The organism is Neisseria subflava, assembly GCF_003044645.1.
GTDB lineage: Bacteria > Pseudomonadota > Gammaproteobacteria > Burkholderiales > Neisseriaceae > Neisseria > Neisseria subflava_B.
Map to the genome: position 1 here is coordinate 33,530 of NZ_POXL01000006.1, position 26,464 is coordinate 59,993.

Consider the following 26,464-nt stretch of genomic DNA (forward strand, 5'->3'; position numbering starts at 1 on the left):
CGGATATGAATTTCCTGAAAACCCTACTGTTCCGACTGATTCTTCTGTCAGCCTTTATTCCTGCCGCTCAGGCGGCGATTCCTGAAAGCGAAATTGCCGGAAATGCGGATATTGCGACCATCTGGGTAGTCGGCGATATCGAGCTGGTCGCCCGCACACTCAGTATGGTGGCCATGCTGTTCAACAGTGATTCCGGCTCTATGGTCATCAGTGCCATTCAGTTTGCCGTTTTGATCAGTATCACGCTGGCGGCGCTGGCCATGGCGACATCGCTTAAGTTCGAGCCGATGAAAACCATGCTGATGATTATTTTTTTGGCGGTTGCGGTGATACCGACTACCCCGGTATACGTCGCCTCCTATTATGATCAGGCGCTTACCGGCAATGCCGGAGCCGTCCGCTTCAGAAAAATCGACAATATTCCGGTCGGTGTGGCGTACACACTCGGTTTATTCAGCAAGCTGGGCAAAAGCTTTACCGAAGGTATCGATACGGCAAGCACTGTGGTACCGGATGCCAACTGGACAGGTACGGGGGCGGTTGCCGGTGCCGTGGCCGGCAATCTGTCCGTGCACGGCACTCAGGGTTTTTTCAGTCCGCTGCGGACACTGATGGCTTTGCGCCGACAGTACAATTCTCCCGAAAGCGCACTGATTATGACCAATATGATGACGGCCTCAAAAGCCTGCGGTTGGAATACGCGCTGGAATGATGTCGGTCAGGAAGGTTTTTTACGGGTCTTGACCAGCGGACATCAAAGCGGTTGGACGGAGATTATGGTGCCGGATCCGAATAGTAACGGCCGGCCGATCCAAACTTCGATGAACTGTGCCGATGCCGGTAAAATTATCGCGGCTCAAGTGCATGGATATACGGCGCAAAAAACAGGTGACAGTGTTTCTCCGGCTGCCGAACGAGTAGCTGCGGCTCAGAATATGAGTGCGGTTGCCGGTATTACGCTGGATATTTCGGAACGGCAAAAAAAGGTTCAAAATGAGTTGAACGAGCTGCCCGGCGCATTGGCCGGTTTGGTAGGCAGCGGCGGGAACGACAGCCCTACCGACGTGTTGGCCACCGCCTACGCGCAAGCCAAGGAATACGGCCGGCTGAGTCCCAACTCTTTGGCGCAATACTATGCGGCAGGGATGCAGGTGGATGCGGCTTCGATTCAGGCATCGATGATTTTTAACCAGATTGCACAGCAGTGTATCGGTGCGGGCGATGCCACTTGCGCCCAAGCAACCTACATCATGAATGATGCCATCGGTACTTCGGCCGTAGATGCCGCCGGTGAGGCTTCGGTTTTTCAAACCCTGGCCGAAGGCTTTTTGAATCTGATGTTGTGTCTGTATATCGGGCTGACGCCGATGATGATTTTTATGATTATTATCCGGGGCTGGGGCGGCTTCAAACTGCTGGGCATGTATATCATGTTGGCGGCCTGGATCAACGCCTGGTTGCCGATCGACACGCTGATTGCCCATTTTATGCAACAAAACCTGATGGATAACCTGTATAAGGCGACGATGGCCGTCATCCAGAGCGGCAATCCGAACATCGTCCTGACACCGGGCTTTACCAGCGGCCTATTCGACAGCGTTCAAAAATCGATACTGACAGGTTCGTCTCTGATGGCGTATATACCGACCATCTTGTTTTTCCTGTTGAGCGGTTCGGCCTACGGCTTTGCCCAGATTGCCAACCGTGCCAATCTGGTCGGCCAGAATGCCATCAAAGAGGAGTTGGAAGCCCCTGATTTGACAAAATCCAGCGTTATCGGCGCAGACAGAATGATTCAGAATGCGTCCGAATATGGGCCGGTAGAGAGTCCGAGCCAGTTGCAAGGCAACGAGTTTGCCAACAGTAAAACGGTGTTCAACATGTCGGTCAGCGACAGCGAGACCGAAACGGCCAAACGCGTCTTGTCTGCACAGGCCAGCGCCTTGGGAACCACGGCCGAACAGATGACTTTTGCCAAAGTCAATTCGGAAGGTGTGGCCACCTCCTCCGGCTGGGTCATCGATCAGGCAACCGGACAGCAGGCCTCGGCACGTTATGTCGAAGCAGGCAGTCATGTGATGGCGGATTCAACCACCAAAGGGATTGGCGGTAAAGTATATGCCGGAATGGAAGCTTCAGGTGGGTTAGAGCTTTTAGGTAATGGAGCCAAAATTAAAGGTGGAGGCATGGTAGAGCTCTCCGCCAACGGCCAGACTTCCGATACCGAAAGCTCGAGTACCTCCAGTGAAAAATCCGACGGCACAACCAGCAGCCGCACGGTAACCAACAGCAACGGCCTGACCATGACTTCGGCCAGTCTGAGTTCGCAGACGCTGCAGGAAGTACACAGCCAAACCCTGTCCGATTTGCGTTCGGAAATGAACAGCCTGGAGAATGCGGCTGCCCTGCAGAAATCCGGTAATGTGACCACCGCAATCGATCAGAAACTGTTTAACCATGTTATGAACGATGTCGGACGTGACAGTCAGGCTGCCGATATCCAGCGTAATGCTGCCATTACCGCTGCCGGGCAATACAGCAGTAAGGTCGCGCAGACGCTTATGGATGCCGGACGCTTCGGCGGCAATGCCAACGGTGCGTTGTTCGACAAGCTGCAGTCGTTCAACGCAAGCGGCAATGATGCCGAACGGCTGGCAGCCAGTGCTGCTATGCTCGAAATTTTCAAACACAGTGAAGCTAATGGTATCCCAACGACAGGGATAGAAACGCACAAAGCTATGTTGGAAGCCCGGGTAGACACATTGGAACACCAACGTATGATGGGCAGTCACGCGGCCGAACGGATCGGACAAAGTATCGATCCTAAGTATGCCGCTTCGGTCGGAAATTTTGCCCAGGATCTTAAGGTCGGCGAGCGGTTAGGAGCCTCCCGCAACCTTGGCCCCGAAGTCAGTGAGAAGGTAAACAGTATGGGGATGACCATTGCCGAGCAGCGTAAGGTCATTGAAGCCAACAACGAGATGAAGATGCGGGCCATTCAGGAAAAACATGCTATTGAGCAAGAATTGCGCAGCCGGTCTGGTAAAGAGAAACTTCTTGAAGGAGCGGCAGATTTGGCTTTCTTGACCGACAAGCAGGGAGGAAGCAGCATTTTGGGTAAAACTGCAATGTTTTCAGACACAGATGCGCTGCAAAAGAAACACGCCGAATTAAGCCGGATGCTGGAAAATTACAATCCGAACGATTCCACCAAGACTTTCGACGGCTCATCGGTTGAAAGCATTATCGGCCGTAAGCTGACCGCCCCGACCGCCGGGCAGATGATGGATTACAGCGACCGCCATCCTTCAGACGGCCTGCAAAATCAGGTCGGCCATACGGCAGTCGCCGGCAGCCATTTGCCGACCGGACGCGAGGGATTGACCACGTTGGCCAGAAATCAGGCTTTCGGCGGTGAAGCCAAAAACGGTGTCAAAACCCAAGCCGGCATACTGGCGATGGGTCACGCCATGAACAGACTGTTCGATACCGACAGCCAAGATGTCCGTTTCAGTGCGTTTAACGACAGCTATCATGTTGCCAACCGGCCGAACAGTAACCATACGCGCGGCCTGGCACTCGATATGGTGCTGGATAAGGAAGGCAAAAGTACCGATGCGCTGCCGGGAAACCACAGCAGCTGGAACGAAGCCGAACGTAAAATCGGTGAGTTTATGCGGCAGAACGGCTTCAGTCCCAAAGACTATTATGTGGATTATGAACGATCAGGGAAAGGAGGCGCGACCGGCAGCCATATCCATTTCGAGTTCCGTAATGAAGCTGCTGCACAACGCTTTGAACGGCTTGCCGAATCGGGACAGGTAAAAGGCTTAGGCGGAGCTGCCGAGCATGTCGTACCGACAGGCAGCGCGTCTGCTTCGGGAGTCTTTGCCGGGGAACTGCGGAAACTGATCAGCCGGGGTGAAGGCGGATACAATTCGGTCAATCTGGGGGAACGTCACGGCCAAAAATCGGCTACGCGGAATCTGACCGGAATGACGGTCAATCAGATTATGGCAGCACAGCGGGCCAAAGAGTTCAATGCCGTTGGCCGTTATCAGATGATCCCTTCCACGTTTGCCTCAGGGGTGAAAGCTCTGGGGCTGTCGGGCAACGAGAAGTTTACGCCGGAACTGCAGGAACGCTTCTTCAGTGAATACCTGATTAAAAAAGCCGGTGATGGTGATGCGCTGGCCTATATCCAAGGCAAGCATAATGACCTGAACCGTGCCCTGACGGCCATGGCCAAGGAATGGGCTTCCTTCCCTGTACCTCATGCCATGAAAGGGCACAAACAGCATGTAGCGGCCGGCCAGAGCTATTATCAGGGTGTCGGCAACAATAAGGCTCATCTCAGTCTGAGCGATGTTCGTGCCGCATTGATTCATGCAAGAAAAACGTTTGCATAGTGTGAAAAAAGAGTTGGCGGATAAGCCGCCAACTCTTTGATAAATATTTACTGAGTAAAACTCTTTGATATTTCAATAAATAAATTATGAAATACCGACCATTATGACAAACAATGCCATAAAGAAAAATAAAATGATGGAACCAATTTTGACTCGTTTTTGACTTTTCTTATAGTGTTCAGTCCCTTTAAAAGCAGTAATCAGACGATCCATTGATTCGCTGTCCAACTGGGTCAGATCCACTTTACTCAGGTCGATATGCTGTTTTTGCTTCATAGCCTTACTTTTTGTTGACTTACGGAACAATCGATATATGGAATATTTTTCACGAAAAACTTGCTTTTAATAACCAAAAAATAAAATCAGCAATTAATACCCCCCATACACCAAATAAAATAAACTTTGCAAATTTTGCAATTTTGTTGTGACGTTTATAATATTCAGTCCCTTTAAAAGCAGTAATCAGACGATCCATTGATTCGCTGTCCAACTGGGTCAGATCCACTTTATTCAGGTCGATATGTTGTTTTTGCTTCATAGCCCTACTCCTTATTAACTTATGGAGAAACCGATAAAATGAAAAAATATATTCTTATTGCGGCCGTATCGGCATTTCTTTCCGTCTCGGCCGCGTCCGCTGCAACTGCCCGCGAACAGGTGGAAGGTTGCCTGCAGGGTAAAATTGCCAATAAATCCTGCATGGAGATGATTGCCAATTACTGGAAACACAGCCCTGCTATCGAAAAAATAGCACGTGACGAAGGTGTTGATCCAAATTTGTTCAAGGCTTTGGTTGCTTATGAAAGCCGTTATAACCGCAAGGCAGTTTCACGAGTGAAAGCGGCCGGTTTAACCCAAGTCATGCCGGGCACCGCTGCCGATTTAGGCGTACACCATTTGCAGTTGTTTGATGCCGAAGTTTCAATCCGTACCGGCAGCCGCTATTTACGCAAGATGTTGGACGAATTTAAAACCGTCGAATTGGCATTGGCTGCCTATAATGCAGGTCCGGGCAACGTCCGAAAATATGGTCGCACTATCCCACCGTTTAAGGAAACCCGTGACTATGTCCGCAATATTACTTCCCTATACCGCCTTTTCCAAGAAAAGTCGTCTAAAGCAGATGATTATAGACAGGGAAATCTGCAAAGAGTTTCCGGTTCGGTAACGGCTGAAACACCCCGTGTCAGTCTGCCTTCCAAACCCACACCTATGCGTGGGACAGACCGTCCGAGCAATACAGTCCGATCCGCTAAAAAATCCGTTAAGAAGCCAGAAGGCTACTTCCATACAACGGAGCGTACCGCCAAGGGTTCGGGCAGTAGCGGCAACTTCCAGTCAACCGGCAAAGCGGTATCCCATGCAGCCGATACGGGGGGATACTTCCAATCTACCGGCAGTTAAGGCAAAAATAGGAGTAGCGGCAATCAATTGCGGGGTCGGTATATTTCCCGGCAGTTGCCGACCTTTAATACCAAAACCGTCAGAACATTATCCTTGATTTCTGCAATGATACGGTAATCCCCTACCCTGTATTTCCAATATTCTCCCAGTGCCGAACCTTTGAGTGCCTCCCCTATTTGTCTCGGGTTTTCAGATGCGACTACCCGTTCGTGGAGGAACTTCAAAATTCTGACAGCGACTGGTTTATCCAGTTTGGCCAATTCTTTTTCGGCCGACCTGTGCAATTCAACCTTCCAAGCCATAGCTTTTCATCACTTCTTCCAATGGAACGGGTCGGCTGTGACCGGCCTGGATTTCAATGGAACGCTGTTCGGCCAAATATAAATCTTCCAAATCTTCCAAATGGTGCAATATCGCCTCACGCACATAAAAGGTCTTTGTGCGTCCGGTTTTAGCTGCCAGTTCTGTTAGGCGGGCTTCAATATCCTCAGGCAATCTGACGGCAATCATGGTTTTCCTTTTTAAGTTCGGAATTTGATATACATGTATATCATTGTGCCAGTTTTGATACCGAAGCATATATATGAAAATAAATTTCAATGTAAATTCATGCAAAGTTACAGCGGAATGTCATTAATACTGCGATATATGTTCATAATCTTTTTGACTGTCGTCGGACTGCAGTTGGCCAGTTTGGCCGTCTCCGCTATGCTGACTCCGGTACTGCGCAGACGGTAGACATTACGGTGTAAATTGGTATCCGGTCTGCGGCCTTTATATTTCCCCTGCTGTTTGGCCAATCCAATCCCCTGCTGCTGCCGGTCACGCCGGGTTTCGTAATCCTGCCGTGCAATCAGCAGAGAAACCTTCAACAGCATATCCGAGAGGCCGTTGAGATAAATCTTGGCCATATCCGACTGTCCTTCCATATTGAGCTGAGATAAATCGAGCAGCCCCGGTATGGCCAGTACGGCCCCTTTATCTTTGATACGGTTGATCAATCGCTCTGCATCCTGAAGAGGAAGGCGGCTGATACGGTCGATGTTCTCGGCAATGATGACATCACCGGGTTGGAGGTCTTCAATCAGCTCGTTCAGCTTCGGCCGGTCGGCCGTTGTGCCGGAAGCTTTCTCCATATAAACCTTGGCAACATAATACCCCTGTTTTCTGGCCTCTTCCTCCAAACGGTATTGGCGGCCGAAGTCCTGTTCTTCGGTGCTGACACGTCCGTAAATTCGTGCGGTTTTCATTGCAATCCCGATTTGCTCGAGCATTTCTGCACGGCCATATTGATTTGTTCGGCATGATGCTCGCCGGTTACCCTCAATTTGCGTCCCTCCGGACGAATCATCAGGAATGAACGGTTGCCGGCTCCCCCACTGATTTCAGCGGCGGCGGCCACAAACATACCGTCTACATTGTTGGTACTGACAATCTTGGCTGCACCGAAATCTTGGAATTGGGTAAAGGTGGTTTTGCCGATACGCAGCCATTCACCCGGCTCGGTTTTACGGCAGTCTGCAGCCCACGCGCCACGATACTTCTCCGGAAACACGATATTCGGCGTATAGTTAAAACGGCCGGTGTAAACGGTTTTTTCATTCTTACTGCAACTGTTTCCTGCGGCAAGCGTCAGTACGCCCTTTTTATTCCAAGAGGCGGAAATCAGGCAGCGGCTTTTATCCTTTCCTTCATAATACGAACTGTTTTGTGCGAATGTATAGGCATTGCCTGCAACAGGTTTTTGCGGATTCGATGACTGATACAGAATACCGTTTTTTGTCGCAGGTCTGCCGGTATGGTCCGAAATATTAAAGTTATAAACAACCGTACCGTCTTTGGAATCATACCAAAATACGATCTTACGGCTGCCTTCGTCAGAGGTATAAACACCCTGAGCGGTAGCGGATGCCGTCCCGGCTACGGCCAGTAATGCAACGGTTAGAGTCAGTTTTTTCATTGACCACTCCTCAAATATCAAAGTATCCATCTTTTTTCAGACGGCTTTACGGTAACACCGTGATTTGTTTTCGCCCTCTGCAAGCAGATAGCCCTCAGCCACCAATTCGGCCAAATAACGTTTTACCGTTGATGCAGATTTGCCGCTTACCTGTTGGAGTTCTATGGAAGTCACCGTTTCCTGACGGGATAGGATGTCTTCAACCATATTGCGGAACAGGCTTAATTTATCGCCCGGTTTACCGCCCACTTTATCGCCCGTTTGGGCGATATCCGTAACAGGGTAACTTTTTAAGGTCTGCAAAATCATCCCGAGCATAAATTCGATAAATACGGTTGAGTCGTTGGCTGCATCTGCCGCTCTAAGATGATTGTAATAATCTTGTTGGTGCTCGTGAACCATGGTTTCCACCGGCAACCATGCAAACAGAGGGTTCCATTTACTCAGAAGTACGCTTTGCCATAACCGCCCCATTCTGCCATTACCGTCTTCAAACGGATGAATCATTTCGATTTCATAATGGACAACGGCACTTTTGATAATCAGCGGGGTTTGATCGGTTTTCGCCCAGCGGAACAAATCTTCAACCAGGCTAGAGACAAACTGGGGTCTTGCGCCTAAATGGATGACTTTGCCCTCCCTGTTAAAAATACCAACATCGCCGGTGCGGAAACGACCCGCCTGTTTGACCAGTCCTTGCGTCAACAGCCGGTGTGCTTTTAGAAAGTCCCCGATACTGAAAGCATCATAAGTCAGAATCTGTTCGTAAGCGTCATAGGCATTTTTAACTTCCTGAATGTCTTCCAACGGTCCCAACACTCTTTGGCCGTTAAGGATGGCCGTTACCTGCTCGACTGTCAGGGAATTGTTTTCGATGGCCAGCGACGACTGAATCGATTTAATACGGTTTTCCCTTCGCAAGGCAAGATTGCGTTCATGCTGAAATTGCAGTTGTCCGATCAGCCGGGAGATTTCGAGCATATCGTTCAGCATGGCATTGGTGAGAGAAAACGGTGGTTTAGACATTTACTATATCCTATATTACTAAAGATAGGTGGCAATTTTGGGTATACCCTAAGTGACTAGGATATTTTAGTATAATTTTTAATAAGTGCCTAATTTAAAGTGTCTATTAAAAAGTGGCCCACTTAAAGTTTCTATAAATTAATAAATTAAATTAAAAAAAAATTTTGATTGTATTTGTAAATCTAATTTATATCGTACTTTATAAATTAAAACTGATATGAAAAAAGAAAGAGTATTGAAATTATTTTCCTATAATTAAGTAATTTGACGGGCATCAGAGCCCCATATCATAAGACCAATTCACAACCGATTGCTCTTCCGGTTTGGTATTCGATGGGCGCGCCGCAGTGCCTATGAAACGAAAGCTGATTTGCAGCCTGAACACCAACTAGGCAAGGGATAGTATAAAAAGAGAAACAGCCCATAAGGGCTGTTTCTCTTTTGTTCTATTCCTTTGATACTGCGTCAAGCAGTGTAGTCCAATCTGAAGGAGGATTTCCGTTCCCCAGCATTTTTTTGAACACGGTATATGCATCATTTTTGCCGCCATAAGTTCTTTTCGTACCCGAGTCGTTTACCCATGCGAGAATGATGATTTTACTGTTTGAGTCGTAACGGAAAAACAATCGATATCTACCCATAAACTTGGCACGTCGCCAAAATTTGTATTCCGAGCCGAGTGTCTTGCCAAGCCGATATTCCGGGCTATCCGGATTAAGAGCAATATTTTCTATTTCGTCTAAGATCCGTTTCAGCAGTTTGGTCTCTTCGGATCTACTGGATTTTTCGGATCGTTTCTGGCTTTCTATCGTAGTGGCCAGTCTGTCTAATTGCTGCGTAAAGCATTCGTGTTCGTAAACGGTATATCCGTTTATCTGCATGGGGGAGTCAGGCATATTAGTCTTTCATATCTGTCTCCCAAGTCAGTTGGCGAAGGCGGTTAAAGCGTGATTGAGATGTGGGTTTGATGGAATTCGGATTTTTTGTCATAGAATTTTCCAAAAAATACAGGAATTTTCCAACAATTGGATCATGCTCAAATTCTTCTTCCTCAGTATTGTTTTTTTCTAGCAATACCTGTCCGCCGTCTAAGACGGAAAAACGGATTTTGTCCTGTTTTTCCAACCCTAATGCCTTGCGTACTGACTCGGGAATGGTTGTTTGGTTTTTGCTGGTCATAGTTGACACTGCATCAAAAATAATCTTCATGGTCTCTTTGCCCTGCCTTCATTCAAATTTACTGTTGCTACTTGTGACTTCAATGTCCTAGTTACGCACATCTTTTACTTAGCGGCTTGGGAACTTATTAATTATGTTAAAACTGCTTAGATTAAAGCATTCTGTTTATTGTAAGGAAATTTCCTTACGTAGTCAATACCCAATCCTTTCGACCTTTAAATGACCAGGGCAATCGCATTGCTGCACTCTTCATCATCCTGTTTGCTTTGAGAGGGTAAGATTTCCCCAAGACATCCACAAAATCTGTGGATAACATTAACCGAATATAAAAGGTCGCCTGGTTAGACGACCTTTTATATTTCCGTGGATTCCCTTTCTATCTATTGTATAGTGGTAAAAGGTAAATCTAATTTTCAAAATCCTCCAATTTGACAAATGGAATTTGGCATTTCCCGCACCATAAATCCAGTGTCGGTTTGCCCCATGCACGATCTCCGCATGACTGGCAACGGTAAACGGTTTTACGTTTTGCGTTTACCTCTTTTTCATGTTGTTGGCACAGTTCGGCGGCGTCGATGTCAAACTGCTCCGACAGAGGGCGTAATAAAGACGCTACAGCAACCGAATCATCAGCTTCATCGCTGTCTGTTACTGCGGTCGGAATATCAGATGATGTAAAAGGTGGTTCATCGTCAATTATCGCAATTTCGACGGCAGGCAACTCCCCCACTTGTAACATAGTCCCCGAATTTATGAAGGATGCTGGTTCGGAGATATTGCGGATTTGAGTGGACTCCCTTTTGGCGTAGCGGTCGTAGAATGGCAGTTTGTAGCCCATTTTTGCAAAGACGATACATTGCAGATAGAATGCCCCTCCTTCTATAGGGTAATCACTCATCCGTTGCCCTGTCCTCTTTCCCCCGGGTTCCCCTGTGTCACTTGGCATCAGTCCGATAGATTCCATTTTATTCGCCCACTCTGTGTTATGGTAAGCACGGTGACTTGGCTTGCCAAACTCGTGCTGCCACAGATGCACCATTTCGTGAACAAGGGTCTGCATCAGTTCCAGTGGTTTATGTGTAATGAAAAACGCAGGATTAAGTGCGATTTCATGTACGACTTGCTTCCCTCCTCCCTGCCAGCGATTCGAGGAGAAGTATCCCATCGTGTTTTTTTCCCGTTGCAATGTCAGTAAACATGGCGGTAATTCGCCGGCAAACAGTTTATCGTTAAAAAAGTCATAAGCATCTTGTACAAAACTGTACATTTGCATTGTGGGTTTAGGTGTATTCATGATTGAGCAAATTTATATCGTACGATATAATTATAAAAGAAAATTTATAAAATTAACAGGTTAATCATATGATTAACAAAAATTAAACAGCGATAAATTGAAGGTCGTCTAAAAACCAGACGGCCTTCACCGTATGCAACCCCTCCCCTAAATGATCATTAAGTGAGGGAGCAGGTGTAGGCTGGAGGCCGTTCCCTGTTTCCGAGCCGTCGGCGGTGAGACCGGGGGCTTGGGGGCAGAGTCCCCAAAAAAGAAGAGTATGAAGGGGTCGTTTGCGGGAGGGGGCGGAATCCTACGCTAAGGCTTTGGCCAGCGATATTCTCCGGTGAGATTGATGTGTTCCCATCCGAGCGGCGAAACATGGGCCAAGAGATCGGGCGATAGCAGCTTTCCATCGCGTTTCTGGTTTGCAACGACCTCGCCGAGCTTCATGGTGTTCCAGAAGATGATGATGGCGGCGAGCAGATTCATGCCGGCGATGCGGTAATGCTGGCCTTCGGCGGAACGGTCGCGGATTTCACCGCGGCGGTGGAAGCTGATTGCCCGCTTCAGCGCATGATGAGCTTCGCCTTTGTTGAGCCCGATCTGGGCACGCCGTTGGAGTTCGGCATCCAGAATCCAGTCGATCATGAACAGGGTGCGCTCGACGCGACCGACTTCCCGCAGGGCTGTCGCGAGCTCGTTCTGCCGCGGATAGGAGGCGAGTTTCCGCAGAATCTGGCTTGGCGCGACGGTCCCGGCAGCAATGGTGGCGGCGATGCGCAGGATGTCGGGCCAATTGCGCTCGATCATGGCTTGGTTGACCTTTCCGCCGATCAACGCTCGCAGGTGCGCCGGGGCGGCCGACGGATTGAACGCGTAGAGCCGTTTGGATGGCAGGTCGCGGATGCGCGGAGCGAACCGGTAGCCGAGAATGGCACATGCGGCAAAGACGTGATCGGTGAAGCCGCCCGTGTCGGTGAACTGCTCGCGGATATGGCGTCCAGCATCGTTCATCAGCAGGCCATCGAGGATGTAAGGCGCTTCGCTTGCCGTTGCAGGAATCACCTGGGTTGCGAACGGCGCATATTGGTCGGAGACGTGGCTATAGGCTTTCAGGCCCGGGGTATTGCCATATTTCGCGTTGACCAGGTTCATGGCCTCACCTTGCTCTGTAGCGACGAAGAACTGTCCGTCGCTCGAAGCCGACGTGCCCATGCCCCAGAACCGGGCCATGGGTAACGCTGCCTGTGCCTCGACCACCATGGCCAGCGCCCGGTCATAGGCTTCGCCCTCGACATGCCACCGTCCAATGCGGATCAATTCCCAGAAGGTGTGGGTGTTTGTCGCATCCGCCATTTTGCGCAAGCCGAGGTTGATCCCTTCCGCCAAGATAACGTTCATTAGCCCGATCCGGTCAGCGCAGGGTGCTCCTGTGCGCAGATGGGTGAACGCTTCGGTGAAGCCGGTCGCCGCATCCACCTCCAGCAGGAGATCGGTGATGCGCGTGGGCGGGATCTGCTTGTAGAGATCGAGCACCAGATCTTCGGCGCCTGTCGGCGCGGCGGCTTCGAGTTTCTCGATATGCAGAACGCCGTTTTCAATCGACCCGCCCGGGATCGTGCCTGCGCGAGCGGCACGGCCAAGCTCGCGCAACCGCATGTCGAGGCGAGCTTGCCGGTCTGCCAGCCATTCCTCCGGCCGCAATGGCACAGCGAGACGACCGCCTTCCGCGATGGATTGTGCCGGAACGAGTGCGTGTTTCAGATCGCCATAGCGCCGGGACCTAGTAAGCCAGACATCTCCGGAGCGGAACGCATCGCGCAGATGGAACAGCACCGCGATCTCCCATAGGCGAGCGTCGCCAGCCCTCTGGGCCCGAAGGTGGCGATGCCATTTCGAGCTGGGCCGCAAGAAGCTGGTCATCGCGGCATCGTTCAAACCGGTACGAAGGGCCGTCACCGCTTCCAGAAGCGGCAGTGCAACGGGCGCAGCTCGCAGATCGAGCAGGCGCAACATGCGTGGAGCGTATCGGCGGAAGCGGTGATAACCGTCGAGCACATGATTGAGCGGATCGTCGGCCATGGTGGCGGTCAGCCTGGTTGCCATTGCAACAAGGGTTTTTAAGCCGTCCCACCCTGACCCACTCGCGATGACATCGCCCAGCGGCTGGCCATCATCCTGTGCATCGACCAGGGCGCCCCCGATCTCGGCGAAGGATTTCAGGGTGTCACGCACCACCCCCGCTTCGTCTGCGACCTTTGCATGGCAAATACGCTCCGAAGCACGGTAGAGACGGCCGACGATCCGGTCGTGGGTTTCGACCACTGCGTCGGCCAACATCGCCTGCCATTCCGAGACGCAAACAGCCAAGATCGCAAGCCGCCTGTCCTCCGGGAGATCGCGCATGCCGTCGGCATAATACCGTTCACCCTGCCTGCGCAGACGAGTCACCCGATGGGCAGGAACGCCGGCAAGCAGATCCTCGGGGAGATCGATGCGTTGCAGATATTCGAGCCGGTCGAGCAGCCGGTTGGCCGACGAAGAGTTCGAGCCAGGCTCGAACTGGCGCAGCCACACAAAACGGGTCACCCGATCATCAGCCGTCTCCTCGAGCAATGCCAGCAACTGTTCTCGGATCGACATAGGCAGCCGACTGGCGATCCTCGTCTCGATGCGTCGCTCGGCATCGACGAGAGCCGCGGCACAAAGCCGCTCGATCGTGGATGTCGCGGGAAGGACAGTGCGGGTGCGTCGGCACTCGGCTACGAAGCGACGGGCGATATCCTCGTTCGACACCGCCATCTCGGCTTCTCGGAACAACCATTCCTTCAGCTCGCTCGCACCACGTCCGGAGAAGGTGCGGAAGCCGTAGAGCCCCCGTAACTCGGCAAGATGCTCGTGCCGTGTTTCCTCGCGGGCAGCATAGTCTACGAGATCGTCGGCACCCAGGCCAAGCTGCGCTCCGATAAATTCGATGACCTCTGCAGGGATCAGTTCGCCTGGAGCCAGCACCCGGCCGGGATAGCGCAGGACACACAATTGCAGGGCGAAGCCGAACCTGTTGTGAGCGCGCCGACGCAGCCTGATATGCCCAAGGTCTTCATCACTCAGCGTATAGTGCTTGAGCAAATCCGTCTGTGAAGTCGGCAAGCGCAACAGCGCGTCTTTCTGCCGATCGGTTAGAGTGACGCGACGCGGCATACATGTTCCTTTTTCAAAATCTGATAGCGTTCAAGACGCTTTGTTTATGAAGCTGGTTGAGATACATTTCCAGAGGTCAATGCAATCGTGGCCGAAGCGCCGCCTCAAACCAACGTTTGTGATACATGCTGATCGGATATGCCCGCGTCTCCAAAGCCGATGGCTCGCAGTCTCTCGACCTGCAGCACGACGCCTTGCGCGCCGCAGGTGTCGAACGGGACAATATCTATGATGATCTTGCTTCCGGCGGTCGTGATGATCGCCCTGGCTTGACTGCCTGCCTCAAGTCATTGCGTGACGGCGATGTGCTGGTGGTCTGGAAGCTCGATCGCCTCGGACGATCGCTTGCCCATCTGGTCAACACGGTGAAGGAGCTGTCAGACCGCAAGATCGGCCTGCGGGTTCTGACTGGAAAGGGCGCTCAGATCGACACCACGACTGCGTCCGGTCGCATGGTGTTCGGAATCTTCGCCACCTTGGCCGAGTTCGAGCGGGATCTGATCCGAGAGCGCACCATGGCGGGTCTCGCCTCCGCGAGAGCGCGCGGTCGCAAGGGCGGACGAAAATTCGCGCTCACCAAAGCTCAGGTGCGTCTCGCGCAAGCCGCCATGGCCCAGCGCGATACTTCAGTTTCCGATCTCTGCAAGGAACTCGGCATCGAGCGCGTCACTCTCTACCGATATGTCGGTCCCAAAGGCGAGCTCAGAGACCATGGAAAGCATGTTCTCGGACTTACGTAGCAACTCGTTTCTTTTCGCAGGTTGAGCCCTGATGAATCCCCTAATGATTTTTACCAAAATCATTAGGGGATTCATCAGTGCTGAGCATTCCCTGCGTCGGAACACTGACAGCGAGTACTATTTCAACTGAGATTGGCGACGGGAAGCAGTACGCCAGCAGCCGTGACTTTGCGGCGGCAACAGGGCTTGTACCTCGGCAGTACAGCACGGGAGGTAGGACGACATTGCTGGGAATTAGTAAGCGAGGTAACAAAAAGATCCGAACTTTGTTGGTTCAATGTGCCAGGGTATTCATACAAAAACTGGAACACCAGTCTGGCAAATTGGCCGATTGGGTCAGGGATCTACTGTGTAGGAAAAGCAACTTTGTCGTCACTTGTGCTCTGGCAAACAAGCTGGCCAGAATAGCCTGGGCCCTAACGGCACGACAGCAAACTTATGTAGCATAACGGCAGAAATACACCGGTTTAAAGAATCACTGATCTGGTTTTGCGAATACTGATATTGATGATACTAACGGCCCACCGGCCTGTTGAGGAACCTGTAAAACGGAAAGGCTCATTGAAGCCGTATATTTTCTGGAGGTTCATCAGGCGCGGAACTCATCGAGGCGCGGGAATAAAATCCCATTCAGACGCCGGATAGATTCAAGCAAGCCAATTTATCGTCAAAATCGGTGTTGCAAAAACGGGAGTGACCATAGATTCCGTTTTCTGAGACGACCCCTATTTGAGGAAATGCGATTTCTGCCAGAATGGAGGCACAAAAAAACCCGACTGGTGAGATCGGGTTTTTATGTTTTGCCCCGGATGGAGGCGGGAACAACCAAAACAATTGACGGTTAAATATTACGCCATGAGTGCAGTAAATGCAAACCACCGGGAATAGGGTATACTGCGCGGGTCAATCTGTTGACGTTCTTCTCCGGCACTGTTGCAAAGTTAGCGATGAGGCAGCCTTTTGTCTTATTCAAAGGCCTTACGTTTCAAAAACTCTGCTTACCAGGCGCATTTCGCCCAGGGGATCACCATAATAAAATGCTGAGGCCTGGCCTTTGCGTAGTGCACGCATCACCTCAATACCTTTGATGGTGGCGTAAGCCGTCTTCATGGATTTAAATCCCAGCGTGGCGCCGATTATCCGTTTCAGTTTGCCATGATCGCATTCAATCACGTTGTTCCGGTACTTAATCTGTCGGTGTTCAACGTCAGACGGGCACCGGCCTTCGCGTTTGAGCAGAGCAAGCGCGCGACCATAGGCGGGCGCTTTATCCGTGTTGATGAATCGCGGGATCTGCCACTTCTTCACGTTGTTGAGGATTTTACCCAGAAACCGGTATGCAGCTTTGCTGTTACGACGGGAGGAGAGATAAAAATCGACAGTGCGGCCCCGGCTGTCGACGGCCCGGTACAGATACGCCCAGCGGCCATTGACCTTCACGTAGGTTTCATCCATGTGCCACGGGCAAAGATCGGAAGGGTTACGCCAGTACCAGCGCAGCCGTTTTTCCATTTCAGGCGCATAACGCTGAACCCAGCGGTAAATCGTGGAGTGATCGACATTCACTCCGCGTTCAGCCAGCATCTCCTGCAGCTCACGGTAACTGATGCCGTATTTGCAGTACCAGCGTACGGCCCACAGAATGATGTCACGCTGAAAATGCCGGCCTTTGAATGGGTTCATGTGCAGCTCCATCAGCAAAAGGGGATGATAAGTTTATCACCACCGACTATTTGCAACAGTGCCAAATATCGTGCCAGCTGAAGCTCATCCGGTTCACCGGTGAATCTGCCATAGCTTTCAGTCTGCTCAGTGGTCAGAAAGTCAACGGGCATATCGGCCTCCCTGCCTGACGGGCATTTAGTAACATTTTTGCAACCGTCCGAAATGTTATAAATTATCGGACATCGTAAAACTGTTACATTAATATGTCTATTAAATCGTAAATTTGTAATAATAGACATGAGTTGTCCGATATTCGATTTAAGGTACATTTTTATGCGACTTTTTGGTTACGCTCGGGTCTCAACCAGTCAGCAGTCTCTTGATCTTCAGGTCAGAGCACTCAAAGACGCAGGTGTGAAAGCAAACCGTATATTTACCGATAAGGCATCCGGCAGTTCAACAGATCGGGAAGGGCTGGATTTGCTGAGGATGAAGGTGGAGGAAGGTGATGTCATTCTGGTTAAGAAGCTTGACCGTCTTGGCCGCGACACTGCCGATATGATCCAACTGATAAAGGAATTTGACGCTCAGGGCGTGGCAGTCCGGTTCATTGATGACGGGATCAGTACCGACGGTGATATGGGGCAAATGGTGGTCACCATCCTGTCGGCTGTGGCACAGGCTGAACGCCGGAGGATCCTAGAGCGCACGAATGAGGGCCGACAGGAAGCAAAGCTGAAAGGAATCAAATTTGGCCGCAGGCGTACCGTGGACAGGAACGTCGTGCTGACGCTTCATCAGAAGGGCACTGGTGCAACGGAAATTGCTCATCAGCTCAGTATTGCCCGCTCCACGGTTTATAAAATTCTTGAAGACGAAAGGGCCTCGTGATACGCCTATTTTTATAGGTTAATGTCATGATAATAATGGTTTCTTAGACGTCAGGTGGCACTTTTCGGGGAAATGTGCGCGGAACCCCTATTTGTTTATTTTTCTAAATACATTCAAATATGTATCCGCTCATGATACAATAACCCTGATAAATGCTTCAATAATATTGAAAAAGGAAGAGTATGAGTATTCAACATTTCCGTGTCGCCCTTATTCCCTTTTTTGCGGCATTTTGCCTTCCTGTTTTTGCTCACCCAGAAACGCTGGTGAAAGTAAAAGATGCTGAAGATCAGTTGGGTGCACGAGTGGGTTACATCGAACTGGATCTCAACAGCGGTAAGATCCTTGAGAGTTTTCGCCCCGAAGAACGTTTTCCAATGATGAGCACTTTTAAAGTTCTGCTATGTGGTGCGGTATTATCCCGTGTTGACGCCGGGCAAGAGCAACTCGGTCGCCGCATACACTATTCTCAGAATGACTTGGTTGAGTACTCACCAGTCACAGAAAAGCATCTTACGGATGGCATGACAGTAAGAGAATTATGCAGTGCTGCCATAACCATGAGTGATAACACTGCGGCCAACTTACTTCTGACAACGATCGGAGGACCGAAGGAGCTAACCGCTTTTTTGCACAACATGGGGGATCATGTAACTCGCCTTGATCGTTGGGAACCGGAGCTGAATGAAGCCATACCAAACGACGAGCGTGACACCACGATGCCTGCAGCAATGGCAACAACGTTGCGCAAACTATTAACTGGCGAACTACTTACTCTAGCTTCCCGGCAACAATTAATAGACTGGATGGAGGCGGATAAAGTTGCAGGACCACTTCTGCGCTCGGCCCTTCCGGCTGGCTGGTTTATTGCTGATAAATCTGGAGCCGGTGAGCGTGGGTCTCGCGGTATCATTGCAGCACTGGGGCCAGATGGTAAGCCCTCCCGTATCGTAGTTATCTACACGACGGGGAGTCAGGCAACTATGGATGAACGAAATAGACAGATCGCTGAGATAGGTGCCTCACTGATTAAGCATTGGTAACTGTCAGACCAAGTTTACTCATATATACTTTAGATTGATTTAAAACTTCATTTTTAATTTAAAAGGATCTAGGTGAAGATCCTTTTTGATAATCTCATGACCAAAATCCCTTAACGTGAGTTTTCGTTCCACTGAGCGTCAGACCCCGTTCCGTGCCCTCAAGCGGGGCGAGCGCAAGCGCAGCAAGCTGGACGTGACGTATGACTACGGCGACGGCAAGCGGATCGAGTTCAGCGGCCCGGAGCCGCTGGGCGCTGATGATCTGCGCATCCTGCAAGGGCTGGTGGCCATGGCTGGGCCTAATGGCCTAGTGCTTGGCCCGGAACCCAAGACCGAAGGCGGACGGCAGCTCCGGCTGTTCCTGGAACCCAAGTGGGAGGCCGTCACCGCTGATGCCATGGTGGTCAAAGGTAGCTATCGGGCGCTGGCAAAGGAAATCGGGGCAGAGGTCGATAGTGGTGGGGCGCTCAAGCACATACAGGACTGCATCGAGCGCCTTTGGAAGGTATCCATCATCGCCCAGAATGGCCGCAAGCGGCAGGGGTTTCGGCTGCTGTCGGAGTACGCCAGCGACGAGGCGGACGGGCGCCTGTACGTGGCCCTGAACCCCTTGATCGCGCAGGCCGTCATGGGTGGCGGCCAGCATGTGCGCATCAGCATGGACGAGGTGCGGGCGCTGGACAGCGAAACCGCCCGCCTGCTGCACCAGCGGCTGTGTGGCTGGATCGACCCCGGCAAAACCGGCAAGGCTTCCATAGATACCTTGTGCGGCTATGTCTGGCCGTCAGAGGCCAGTGGTTCGACCATGCGCAAGCGCCGCCAGCGGGTGCGCGAGGCGTTGCCGGAGCTGGTCGCGCTGGGCTGGACGGTAACCGAGTTCGCGGCGGGCAAGTACGACATCACCCGGCCCAAGGCGGCAGGCTGACCCCCCCCACTCTATTGTAAACAAGACATTTTTATCTTTTATATTCAATGGCTTATTTTCCTGCTAATTGGTAATACCATGAAAAATACCATGCTCAGAAAAGGCTTAACAATATTTTGAAAAATTGCCTACTGAGCGCTGCCGCACAGCTCCATAGGCCGCTTTCCTGGCTTTGCTTCCAGATGTATGCTATTCTGCTCCTGCAGCTAATGGATCACCGCAAACAGGTTACTCGCCTGGGGATTCCCTTTCGACCCGAGCATCCGTATGAGACTCATGCTCGATTATTATTATTATAGAAGCCCCCATGAATAAATCGCTCATCATTTTCGGCATCGTCAACATAACCTCGGACAGTTTCTCCGATGGAGGCCGGTATCTGGCGCCAGACGCAGCCATTGCGCAGGCGCGTAAGCTGATGGCCGAGGGGGCAGATGTGATCGACCTCGGTCCGGCATCCAGCAATCCCGACGCCGCGCCTGTTTCGTCCGACACAGAAATCGCGCGTATCGCGCCGGTGCTGGACGCGCTCAAGGCAGATGGCATTCCCGTCTCGCTCGACAGTTATCAACCCGCGACGCAAGCCTATGCCTTGTCGCGTGGTGTGGCCTATCTCAATGATATTCGCGGTTTTCCAGACGCTGCGTTCTATCCGCAATTGGCGAAATCATCTGCCAAACTCGTCGTTATGCATTCGGTGCAAGACGGGCAGGCAGATCGGCGCGAGGCACCCGCTGGCGACATCATGGATCACATTGCGGCGTTCTTTGACGCGCGCATCGCGGCGCTGACGGGTGCCGGTATCAAACGCAACCGCCTTGTCCTTGATCCCGGCATGGGGTTTTTTCTGGGGGCTGCTCCCGAAACCTCGCTCTCGGTGCTGGCGCGGTTCGATGAATTGCGGCTGCGCTTCGATTTGCCGGTGCTTCTGTCTGTTTCGCGCAAATCCTTTCTGCGCGCGCTCACAGGCCGTGGTCCGGGGGATGTCGGGGCCGCGACACTCGCTGCAGAGCTTGCCGCCGCCGCAGGTGGAGCTGACTTCATCCGCACACACGAGCCGCGCCCCTTGCGCGACGGGCTGGCGGTATTGGCGGCGCTGAAAGAAACCGCAAGAATTCGTTAACTGCACATTCGGGATATTTCTCTATATTCGCGCTTCATCAGAAAACTGAAGGAACCTCCATTGAATCGAACTAATATTTTTTTTGGTAAATCGCATTCTGACTGGTTGCCTGTCAGAGGCGGAGAATCTGGTGATTTTGTTTTTCGACGTGGTGACGGGCATGCCTTCGCGAAAATCGCACCTGCTTCCCGCCGCGGTGAGCTCGCTGGAGAGCGTGACCGCCTCATTTGGCTCAAAGGTCGAGGTGTGGCTTGCCCCGAGGTCATCAACTGGCAGGAGGAACAGGAGGGTGCATGCTTGGTGATAACGGCAATTCCGGGAGTACCGGCGGCTGATCTGTCTGGAGCGGATTTGCTCAAAGCGTGGCCGTCAATGGGGCAGCAACTTGGCGCTGTTCACAGCCTATCGGTTGATCAATGTCCGTTTGAGCGCAGGCTGTCGCGAATGTTCGGACGCGCCGTTGATGTGGTGTCCCGCAATGCCGTCAATCCCGACTTCTTACCGGACGAGGACAAGAGTACGCCGCAGCTCGATCTTTTGGCTCGTGTCGAACGAGAGCTACCGGTGCGGCTCGACCAAGAGCGCACCGATATGGTTGTTTGCCATGGTGATCCCTGCATGCCGAACTTCATGGTGGACCCTAAAACTCTTCAATGCACGGGTCTGATCGACCTTGGGCGGCTCGGAACAGCAGATCGCTATGCCGATTTGGCACTCATGATTGCTAACGCCGAAGAGAACTGGGCAGCGCCAGATGAAGCAGAGCGCGCCTTCGCTGTCCTATTCAATGTATTGGGGATCGAAGCCCCCGACCGCGAACGCCTTGCCTTCTATCTGCGATTGGACCCTCTGACTTGGGGTTGATGTTCATGCCGCCTGTTTTTCCTGCTCATTGGCACGTTTCGCAACCTGTTCTCATTGCGGACACCTTTTCCAGCCTCGTTTGGAAAGTTTCATTGCCAGACGGGACTCCTGCAATCGTCAAGGGATTGAAACCTATAGAAGACATTGCTGATGAACTGCGCGGGGCCGACTATCTGGTATGGCGCAATGGGAGGGGAGCAGTCCGGTTGCTCGGTCGTGAGAACAATCTGATGTTGCTCGAATATGCCGGGGAGCGAATGCTCTCTCACATCGTTGCCGAGCACGGCGACTACCAGGCGACCGAAATTGCAGCGGAACTAATGGCGAAGCTGTATGCCGCATCTGAGGAACCCCTGCCTTCTGCCCTTCTCCCGATCCGGGATCGCTTTGCAGCTTTGTTTCAGCGGGCGCGCGATGATCAAAACGCAGGTTGTCAAACTGACTACGTCCACGCGGCGATTATAGCCGATCAAATGATGAGCAATGCCTCGGAACTGCGTGGGCTACATGGCGATCTGCATCATGAAAACATCATGTTCTCCAGTCGCGGCTGGCTGGTGATAGATCCCGTCGGTCTGGTCGGTGAAGTGGGCTTTGGCGCCGCCAATATGTTCTACGATCCGGCTGACAGAGACGACCTTTGTCTCGATCCTAGACGCATTGCACAGATGGCGGACGCATTCTCTCGTGCGCTGGACGTCGATCCGCGTCGCCTGCTCGACCAGGCGTACGCTTATGGGTGCCTTTCCGCAGCTTGGAACGCGGATGGAGAAGAGGAGCAACGCGATCTAGCTATCGCGGCCGCGATCAAGCAGGTGCGACAGACGTCATACTAGATATCAAGCGACTTCTCCTATCCCCTGGGAACACATCAATCTTACCGGAGAATATCGTTGGCCAAAGCCTTAGCGTAGGATTTCGCCCTCTCCCGCAAACGACCCCTATGAAGATAAAAAAACGGCCACATCAGTGGCCGTTGGTTTTGAAAAAGATTATTTGAGACACAAATGCTGCCTCAAACAGGCTTCAAGCTTGGATTCAGGATCACACTCTCCGAAAAAGTCTTCCAGAAACGGTGATAAGTCCAGTTCATACAGCGTCCCTGTCCAGTCGTTGTAGAACTCCAGATAATAAGAGAAAGAATTCATAGGGAAAGGCTTTACATCCAATCTTTCGTATCTCAACTTTCCTTCGAAACCGAACGAATCCGCACTGCATTTTGCGCTGATGCTGTGCAAAATGCCCTGGTTTTCGTTCAAAAGTCTAACAGCAGTGTAAAGGGATTCAACATCGATGCTGACTTCTAAGTCGGGTACGGTGAAGTCATACTCGTCCGTCTGCCAAATGGTATTCAATTCGTTACTACCATCGGGCAGGTTAAGGTAAAGGATACGTTTACCGTTTTCCTGTTTTAGGATGAATCGGGCTCCACATGAAGCCTGAGTGACCCCTTTGTCCTGATTATCAATCATTTTTAATCTCCATAAAAAAGCGGGAGACAACCCTGCGGGTTGTCCCCGCAGGATGAGTTGCCAATACGTTTAACGAAATCAAATTTCTTTAATCATCGTCATCGTATTCGCATCCAAAGTGCTCGATAGCGAAGTCACGGACTTCATCATCTGTGCACGGATAATCGAACAATGCTCCTTCATGACCTTCATAAGATCCCGCAAACCACATTCCCTCCTCCAAGTATTTGGCTTCAAAGACAAGGTCAGGAAAGCGTTTGGCGATTTCTTCATAAAGCCTATCCGGAGGACCCCAGGCAGTGTCACAGCTGATCCAGATGTCGCTTTTCCCAACCGTCACAAAAGTGCAGTCGGGATCTACGTCCCATTTGCAGCCCCAGTTAGCCATTCGCCAGTCATACCAATCCTTATGACCGTATTGGCGGATGTTTTCCGCAATACGCTTGGCAAATTGTTGATCGTAACGAAAACGAGATGCGACTTCAGCGTTATCTTCAAAATGGGTAAATACTTCACCAACAGTCAGATTGTCCCAATCAAATTTTTCCGAAAAATATTGCTTTAATTCGGAGAAAAGTTCATCCGGCAATCTATATTGAACGGACCAAAAGGATTTATCGCTCTGTTCCAGCATTTCCTGTTCCAAATTGATCAACTTCTTTTCAGGTTGTTGAGCAATTTGAAGCCAGGTCAGCTGCATGTAACTATCAGGCACTTCAGGAAGAATCAGCTCCTCCGGCATGGGTACAATATGCTGAAAGCTAAATTGATACCCATCGTCGGTTTTGATCAGAATTTGTTCCGCAACTTCAGCGATACGTTGGGGATTGCCTTCAAAATGAAGGCTGTTACTACACCAATTAGGCATATAAAGCTCCTAAGCAGGAATCCCTATCCCTGCGGATAAGGAAACCCGCAGGTTAATGGGCATGCGCCCGGGTTGATAAAAGAGTCGCCACCGGGAATCCGGAGCACATTTCAGACGACAGGTGCTTTAGATAAAAGGCAAAGAAACCGAAACGGTAACTTTGCCTTCAGGAAGCGGAACGACGGTCCCGCTGGCTTGGAAAAGAAGCACGGAAGTTATGCCGACTCTGCGTACAGTTCGGGCAGGATTTCGCGGTGCAGCCAGCCGGTGACGACTTCGCGCAGCACATGGCGGCAACCATCAGTCAGAACATCGGATAGACTGAAACTGAACTCGTACAGTCCCAGCCCTTCATTCGACTGCCACTCGATGATGGCATTGCTGTGGCGGCGGAAAATCCAGGCAATGTCTTCATCTGATAAATACTGCAATGCCACCTGAAAAATAACCATTTTGTCAGGACGGTTAAAATACTGCCGATAGGCAGACATCAGATAGCGCATGTCGGCAACGGCGGATACGCCTTCACCGGCGTATCCGTCCTCAAGGTAAGTGACGGCTGCAACAGCATCACCATTGCTACTGCTGATACAAACCATGTCGGCATTAGCCTGTTTGGCAAACTCTTCACAGGTTTGGGCAAAGACGGCTAAATCAGCCTCTAATCCAAATATTTTCAGTTCACGTCTAATAGCGGCCATGGCACCATCCGTGTGGGCAGTCAAAACAGCACCGTTTAATTTAGCTGCTGCAGCTGCCGATTCTTCCCTATCGGGATTCATCCATACAATAAAGTTTTGCATTATGTTGCTCCTTAAAAAGAAAACGGAGAACACTGTCCGTAGGGATTGTGTTCCCCTCGGGGTTGATAATTGAAAATACCTGCCCGAAGGCAGGTAGAAGTTACGATTTCAACCGGAAACCACCGTATTCGGTGCATTTCCGGAAATCAGAATGTCAATCAGTGTCTGTGCGGCTGCGATGGGCATCTCGTTGCTGATCACAATACTCTGCAACTGAAGATACCTGCTGTAGCCGGTCACGGACAAGCCCAAACGATCGGGTTTGAGGTGAAATGAAAAGCCAGGCTCTGCCTCACGGTATAAATGGGCCTGAAGGATGTTTTCAAACACATCCAAGACCGATTCCCCGTTTTCGCCAAAGACCAAACCGTATTTCAGGGCAATATAGTTTGCCACTTCAATCAACAGACGTTCGGCATCAGACGGCTTGGGATCAGACGACAGTCTGCCGGTGTACCATCGTCTGCGCTCTTTTGAAGGTGTGTTGTAGATTTTCTCAGCCCAAAGGCGCACCGCCTCACTGACCTGAATACAACCTTCTCCTTCGAGAACGGCGACAGCATACAGCCAATCGTCGAAATAATCGGCTGTCTGTCCCAACGTCAGACCGCTGCCGATAAAGTCGGCAAAGCCGTTTTCGACACGATAGGCAAGGTCTTCGGCATATTCTTCAAATGCCTTATAACTTTCCTCTGTAATTACTGTATCGCGGGGAACATCACCCATATCCCCAAGACAGTAACTCATATCGTCCGATTTGAGGATGGCGTTACTGCGGTAGTAATTGGGATAGTGTTTTTCGATAAAGTCCCAGTCCAAAGCGGACGGGCGAAGCATGAAATATTTTGAAACGGACACGATATTTCCTTTCAGGATAAAAAGAGGGATACGCGCCCGTCGGGGAACATATCCCCGTGGGGTTGAAAAATAGGTTTATGCTGATACGGCTTCGTCAGCTTCCAGTTGTGAACTGCTTGGGTTATTACGGCCATATTTGACGAAATACTTTCCCAATACGGCTTTGGCCCACAAAACGGTTACAACTTCAGCCAGATTCTCCTGTGTTTCGAGTAGGTCAAAGAGGTCGGTTCTGCTTTCAGCCAGCCAAAGGTTGACTGCATCGCGATTGCGGCATAAACCCACTGCAGGTCTTTACCGGTCAGGTCTTCGACATAATCTTCGAAAGACGCTTCCATATCGTCCTTGTTTCTCAACAGGTGAAGCAGATCGGCGCAGCCTTGATCCTCAACGGAATGCTCTACCGATACAGCCGCTGCGAACAGGTTAAGGTCTTTGGACGGCCAATTTTCCGAATGGAAGTTTTGCGCGAAATACTCGACCGCTTCAAAGACATCTTGGGCAATACCGTGTGGAAAACCTTTATCGGACAGATAATCCGATACCTGATCCCAAATTGCCTGATAATTTTGTGGACAGGCAAAAAAACGTCCGTTCAAAGCACTCGCAGCCGCTTCAGACAGTTCGTTTTCCATATCCATGGTAATGATGTAGGTTTGCATAAGAAATACTCTCAAAAAAAACGTGACTGCCGCCCAGAAGGGCGGTCAGCCCCTCGGGGTTGAAAAAAGGAACGGATATTCCGTTCTGCATAGTT

The 26,464-nt window shown here is 51.1% G+C and carries 26 protein-coding genes and 1 pseudogene; 10 read left to right on the forward strand and 17 right to left on the reverse strand.

Features of this window, described 5'->3' with window-relative positions:
- Positions 1-5 precede the first annotated feature (5 nt).
- Positions 6-4,409, forward strand: a complete 4,404-nt coding sequence (locus DBY97_RS07540) for a conjugal transfer protein TraG N-terminal domain-containing protein (protein WP_107697260.1) — start codon at positions 6-8, stop codon at positions 4,407-4,409.
- 84 nt (positions 4,410-4,493) lie between these two features.
- On the opposite strand, the gene DBY97_RS07545 is transcribed toward DBY97_RS07540, so the two are convergent.
- Together DBY97_RS07545 and DBY97_RS07550 are read right to left on the reverse strand one after the other, a co-directional pair.
- On the reverse strand, positions 4,494-4,685 hold the full coding sequence (locus DBY97_RS07545) for a hypothetical protein (RefSeq protein ID WP_107697261.1): 192 nt from the start codon (positions 4,683-4,685) through the stop codon (positions 4,494-4,496).
- Between the two features lie 49 nt (positions 4,686-4,734).
- A complete protein-coding gene (locus DBY97_RS07550) occupies positions 4,735-4,947 on the reverse strand; it encodes a hypothetical protein (RefSeq protein WP_107697262.1) in 213 nt (70 codons plus the stop codon).
- A gap of 38 nt (positions 4,948-4,985) precedes the next feature.
- On the opposite strand from DBY97_RS07550, the gene DBY97_RS07555 reads away from it, so the two are divergent.
- Positions 4,986-5,813, forward strand: coding sequence for a lytic transglycosylase domain-containing protein (locus tag DBY97_RS07555; RefSeq protein ID WP_199900748.1), 828 nt, complete (start codon positions 4,986-4,988; stop codon positions 5,811-5,813).
- Between the two features lie 23 nt (positions 5,814-5,836).
- Here DBY97_RS07555 and DBY97_RS07560 read toward each other — a convergent pair whose 3' ends face one another.
- The 9 genes from DBY97_RS07560 to DBY97_RS07600 all read right to left on the reverse strand — a co-directional run bounded on the left by DBY97_RS07560 (position 5,837) and on the right by DBY97_RS07600 (position 14,455).
- Complete coding sequence (locus DBY97_RS07560) at positions 5,837-6,115, reverse strand: type II toxin-antitoxin system RelE family toxin (RefSeq protein ID WP_107697263.1); 279 nt, start codon at positions 6,113-6,115, stop codon at positions 5,837-5,839.
- Positions 6,099-6,323, reverse strand: a complete 225-nt coding sequence (gene relB, locus DBY97_RS07565) for a type II toxin-antitoxin system RelB family antitoxin (protein ID WP_107697264.1) — start codon at positions 6,321-6,323, stop codon at positions 6,099-6,101. Before relB ends, DBY97_RS07560 begins: the two co-directional genes overlap by 17 nt.
- A gap of 107 nt (positions 6,324-6,430) precedes the next feature.
- Positions 6,431-7,063 carry a recombinase family protein gene (locus DBY97_RS07570; RefSeq protein WP_107857979.1) on the reverse strand — a complete coding sequence of 211 codons (633 nt, stop codon included), beginning with the start codon at positions 7,061-7,063 and terminating at the stop codon, positions 6,431-6,433.
- Positions 7,060-7,773: a hypothetical protein gene (locus DBY97_RS07575; protein ID WP_107697266.1), complete on the reverse strand. Its 714-nt coding sequence runs from the start codon at positions 7,771-7,773 to the stop codon at positions 7,060-7,062. The genes DBY97_RS07570 and DBY97_RS07575 overlap by 4 nt, the downstream gene beginning before the upstream one ends.
- Positions 7,774-7,809: 36 nt before the next feature.
- A complete protein-coding gene (locus DBY97_RS07580) occupies positions 7,810-8,799 on the reverse strand; it encodes a Fic family protein (RefSeq protein ID WP_107697267.1) in 990 nt (329 codons plus the stop codon).
- A 446-nt stretch (positions 8,800-9,245) separates the two neighbouring features.
- On the reverse strand, positions 9,246-9,695 hold the full coding sequence (locus DBY97_RS07585) for a type II toxin-antitoxin system YhaV family toxin (RefSeq protein WP_107697268.1): 450 nt from the start codon (positions 9,693-9,695) through the stop codon (positions 9,246-9,248).
- 1 nt (position 9,696) lies between these two features.
- Positions 9,697-10,008, reverse strand: coding sequence for a type II toxin-antitoxin system PrlF family antitoxin (locus DBY97_RS07590; protein WP_107697269.1), 312 nt, complete (start codon positions 10,006-10,008; stop codon positions 9,697-9,699).
- A gap of 376 nt (positions 10,009-10,384) precedes the next feature.
- Positions 10,385-11,272, reverse strand: coding sequence for a SprT-like domain-containing protein (locus DBY97_RS07595; protein ID WP_199900749.1), 888 nt, complete (start codon positions 11,270-11,272; stop codon positions 10,385-10,387).
- Between the two features lie 297 nt (positions 11,273-11,569).
- Entirely contained in the window at positions 11,570-14,455 is a 2,886-nt protein-coding gene (locus DBY97_RS07600; protein ID WP_001138082.1) for a Tn3 family transposase, read from the reverse strand.
- A 125-nt stretch (positions 14,456-14,580) separates the two neighbouring features.
- Between DBY97_RS07600 and DBY97_RS07605 the strand changes: the two genes are divergently transcribed.
- On the forward strand, positions 14,581-15,195 hold the full coding sequence (locus DBY97_RS07605) for a recombinase family protein (RefSeq protein ID WP_000904906.1): 615 nt from the start codon (positions 14,581-14,583) through the stop codon (positions 15,193-15,195).
- A 77-nt stretch (positions 15,196-15,272) separates the two neighbouring features.
- Positions 15,273-15,644 (forward strand): annotated as a pseudogene (locus DBY97_RS07610) (transposase); the annotation flags it as partial.
- A 529-nt stretch (positions 15,645-16,173) separates the two neighbouring features.
- On the opposite strand, the gene DBY97_RS07620 reads toward DBY97_RS07610, so the two are convergent.
- Positions 16,174-16,878, reverse strand: a complete 705-nt coding sequence (locus DBY97_RS07620) for an IS6-like element IS26 family transposase (protein WP_001067856.1) — start codon at positions 16,876-16,878, stop codon at positions 16,174-16,176.
- Positions 16,879-17,193: 315 nt separating this feature from the next.
- Between DBY97_RS07620 and DBY97_RS07630 the strand changes: the two genes are divergently transcribed.
- The 6 genes from DBY97_RS07630 (at position 17,194) to DBY97_RS07660 (ending at position 22,542) form a co-directional block, all read left to right on the forward strand.
- On the forward strand, positions 17,194-17,751 hold the full coding sequence (locus DBY97_RS07630; protein ID WP_001235713.1) for a recombinase family protein: 558 nt from the start codon (positions 17,194-17,196) through the stop codon (positions 17,749-17,751).
- Positions 17,752-17,933: 182 nt separating this feature from the next.
- A complete protein-coding gene (locus tag DBY97_RS07635) occupies positions 17,934-18,794 on the forward strand; it encodes a broad-spectrum class A beta-lactamase TEM-1 (protein WP_000027057.1) in 861 nt (286 codons plus the stop codon).
- A 115-nt stretch (positions 18,795-18,909) separates the two neighbouring features.
- Complete coding sequence (gene repC, locus DBY97_RS07640; protein WP_051975767.1) at positions 18,910-19,719, forward strand: replication protein C, IncQ-type; 810 nt, start codon at positions 18,910-18,912, stop codon at positions 19,717-19,719.
- Between the two features lie 307 nt (positions 19,720-20,026).
- Complete coding sequence (gene sul2, locus DBY97_RS07650) at positions 20,027-20,842, forward strand: sulfonamide-resistant dihydropteroate synthase Sul2 (RefSeq protein WP_001043260.1); 816 nt, start codon at positions 20,027-20,029, stop codon at positions 20,840-20,842.
- Between the two features lie 60 nt (positions 20,843-20,902).
- Positions 20,903-21,706, forward strand: coding sequence for an aminoglycoside O-phosphotransferase APH(3'')-Ib (gene aph(3'')-Ib, locus DBY97_RS07655; protein WP_001082320.1), 804 nt, complete (start codon positions 20,903-20,905; stop codon positions 21,704-21,706).
- Positions 21,706-22,542, forward strand: a complete 837-nt coding sequence (locus DBY97_RS07660) for an aminoglycoside O-phosphotransferase APH(6)-Id (protein ID WP_000480968.1) — start codon at positions 21,706-21,708, stop codon at positions 22,540-22,542. Before aph(3'')-Ib ends, DBY97_RS07660 begins: the two co-directional genes overlap by 1 nt.
- Positions 22,543-22,698: 156 nt before the next feature.
- Here DBY97_RS07660 and DBY97_RS07665 read toward each other — a convergent pair whose 3' ends face one another.
- The 5 genes from DBY97_RS07665 to DBY97_RS07685 all read right to left on the reverse strand — a co-directional run bounded on the left by DBY97_RS07665 (position 22,699) and on the right by DBY97_RS07685 (position 26,369).
- The gene (locus DBY97_RS07665; RefSeq protein WP_107697271.1) at positions 22,699-23,178 is read right to left on the reverse strand and encodes a hypothetical protein; all 480 of its coding nucleotides are present in this window, start codon (positions 23,176-23,178) and stop codon (positions 22,699-22,701) included.
- An 88-nt stretch (positions 23,179-23,266) separates the two neighbouring features.
- Complete coding sequence (locus DBY97_RS07670) at positions 23,267-24,046, reverse strand: hypothetical protein (RefSeq protein WP_107697272.1); 780 nt, start codon at positions 24,044-24,046, stop codon at positions 23,267-23,269.
- Between the two features lie 215 nt (positions 24,047-24,261).
- A complete protein-coding gene (locus DBY97_RS07675) occupies positions 24,262-24,849 on the reverse strand; it encodes a hypothetical protein (RefSeq protein ID WP_107697273.1) in 588 nt (195 codons plus the stop codon).
- A 108-nt stretch (positions 24,850-24,957) separates the two neighbouring features.
- Positions 24,958-25,707 carry a hypothetical protein gene (locus tag DBY97_RS07680; protein WP_234394532.1) on the reverse strand — a complete coding sequence of 250 codons (750 nt, stop codon included), beginning with the start codon at positions 25,705-25,707 and terminating at the stop codon, positions 24,958-24,960.
- 179 nt (positions 25,708-25,886) lie between these two features.
- Positions 25,887-26,369 carry a hypothetical protein gene (locus tag DBY97_RS07685; protein ID WP_234394533.1) on the reverse strand — a complete coding sequence of 161 codons (483 nt, stop codon included), beginning with the start codon at positions 26,367-26,369 and terminating at the stop codon, positions 25,887-25,889.
- Between the last annotated feature and the right edge of the window lie 95 nt (positions 26,370-26,464).

Excerpts from the sequence above, each read along its gene's own strand:
- DBY97_RS07605 (WP_000904906.1), top strand. The coding sequence starts at position 14,581 with ATGCTGATCGGATATGCCCGCGTCTCCAAAGCCGATGGCTCGCAGTCT.
- DBY97_RS07660 (WP_000480968.1), top strand. The coding sequence starts at position 21,706 with ATGTTCATGCCGCCTGTTTTTCCTGCTCATTGGCACGTTTCGCAACCT.
- DBY97_RS07670 (WP_107697272.1), bottom strand. The coding sequence starts at position 24,046 with ATGCCTAATTGGTGTAGTAACAGCCTTCATTTTGAAGGCAATCCCCAA.
- DBY97_RS07585 (WP_107697268.1), bottom strand. The coding sequence starts at position 9,695 with ATGCCTGACTCCCCCATGCAGATAAACGGATATACCGTTTACGAACAC.
- DBY97_RS07550 (WP_107697262.1), bottom strand. The coding sequence starts at position 4,947 with ATGAAGCAAAAACAACATATCGACCTGAATAAAGTGGATCTGACCCAG.
- DBY97_RS07560 (WP_107697263.1), bottom strand. The coding sequence starts at position 6,115 with ATGGCTTGGAAGGTTGAATTGCACAGGTCGGCCGAAAAAGAATTGGCC.
- DBY97_RS07665 (WP_107697271.1), bottom strand. The coding sequence starts at position 23,178 with ATGATTGATAATCAGGACAAAGGGGTCACTCAGGCTTCATGTGGAGCC.
- DBY97_RS07590 (WP_107697269.1), bottom strand. The coding sequence starts at position 10,008 with ATGAAGATTATTTTTGATGCAGTGTCAACTATGACCAGCAAAAACCAA.
- relB (WP_107697264.1), bottom strand. The coding sequence starts at position 6,323 with ATGATTGCCGTCAGATTGCCTGAGGATATTGAAGCCCGCCTAACAGAA.
- DBY97_RS07555 (WP_199900748.1), top strand. The coding sequence starts at position 4,986 with ATGAAAAAATATATTCTTATTGCGGCCGTATCGGCATTTCTTTCCGTC.
- DBY97_RS07685 (WP_234394533.1), bottom strand. The coding sequence starts at position 26,369 with ATGCAAACCTACATCATTACCATGGATATGGAAAACGAACTGTCTGAA.
- DBY97_RS07630 (WP_001235713.1), top strand. The coding sequence starts at position 17,194 with ATGCGACTTTTTGGTTACGCTCGGGTCTCAACCAGTCAGCAGTCTCTT.
- DBY97_RS07595 (WP_199900749.1), bottom strand. The coding sequence starts at position 11,272 with ATGAATACACCTAAACCCACAATGCAAATGTACAGTTTTGTACAAGAT.
- DBY97_RS07545 (WP_107697261.1), bottom strand. The coding sequence starts at position 4,685 with ATGAAGCAAAAACAGCATATCGACCTGAGTAAAGTGGATCTGACCCAG.
- DBY97_RS07675 (WP_107697273.1), bottom strand. The coding sequence starts at position 24,849 with ATGCAAAACTTTATTGTATGGATGAATCCCGATAGGGAAGAATCGGCA.
- DBY97_RS07540 (WP_107697260.1), top strand. The coding sequence starts at position 6 with ATGAATTTCCTGAAAACCCTACTGTTCCGACTGATTCTTCTGTCAGCC.
- DBY97_RS07570 (WP_107857979.1), bottom strand. The coding sequence starts at position 7,063 with ATGAAAACCGCACGAATTTACGGACGTGTCAGCACCGAAGAACAGGAC.
- sul2 (WP_001043260.1), top strand. The coding sequence starts at position 20,027 with ATGAATAAATCGCTCATCATTTTCGGCATCGTCAACATAACCTCGGAC.
- DBY97_RS07575 (WP_107697266.1), bottom strand. The coding sequence starts at position 7,773 with ATGAAAAAACTGACTCTAACCGTTGCATTACTGGCCGTAGCCGGGACG.
- DBY97_RS07580 (WP_107697267.1), bottom strand. The coding sequence starts at position 8,799 with ATGTCTAAACCACCGTTTTCTCTCACCAATGCCATGCTGAACGATATG.
- DBY97_RS07600 (WP_001138082.1), bottom strand. The coding sequence starts at position 14,455 with ATGCCGCGTCGCGTCACTCTAACCGATCGGCAGAAAGACGCGCTGTTG.
- DBY97_RS07635 (WP_000027057.1), top strand. The coding sequence starts at position 17,934 with ATGAGTATTCAACATTTCCGTGTCGCCCTTATTCCCTTTTTTGCGGCA.
- DBY97_RS07620 (WP_001067856.1), bottom strand. The coding sequence starts at position 16,878 with ATGAACCCATTCAAAGGCCGGCATTTTCAGCGTGACATCATTCTGTGG.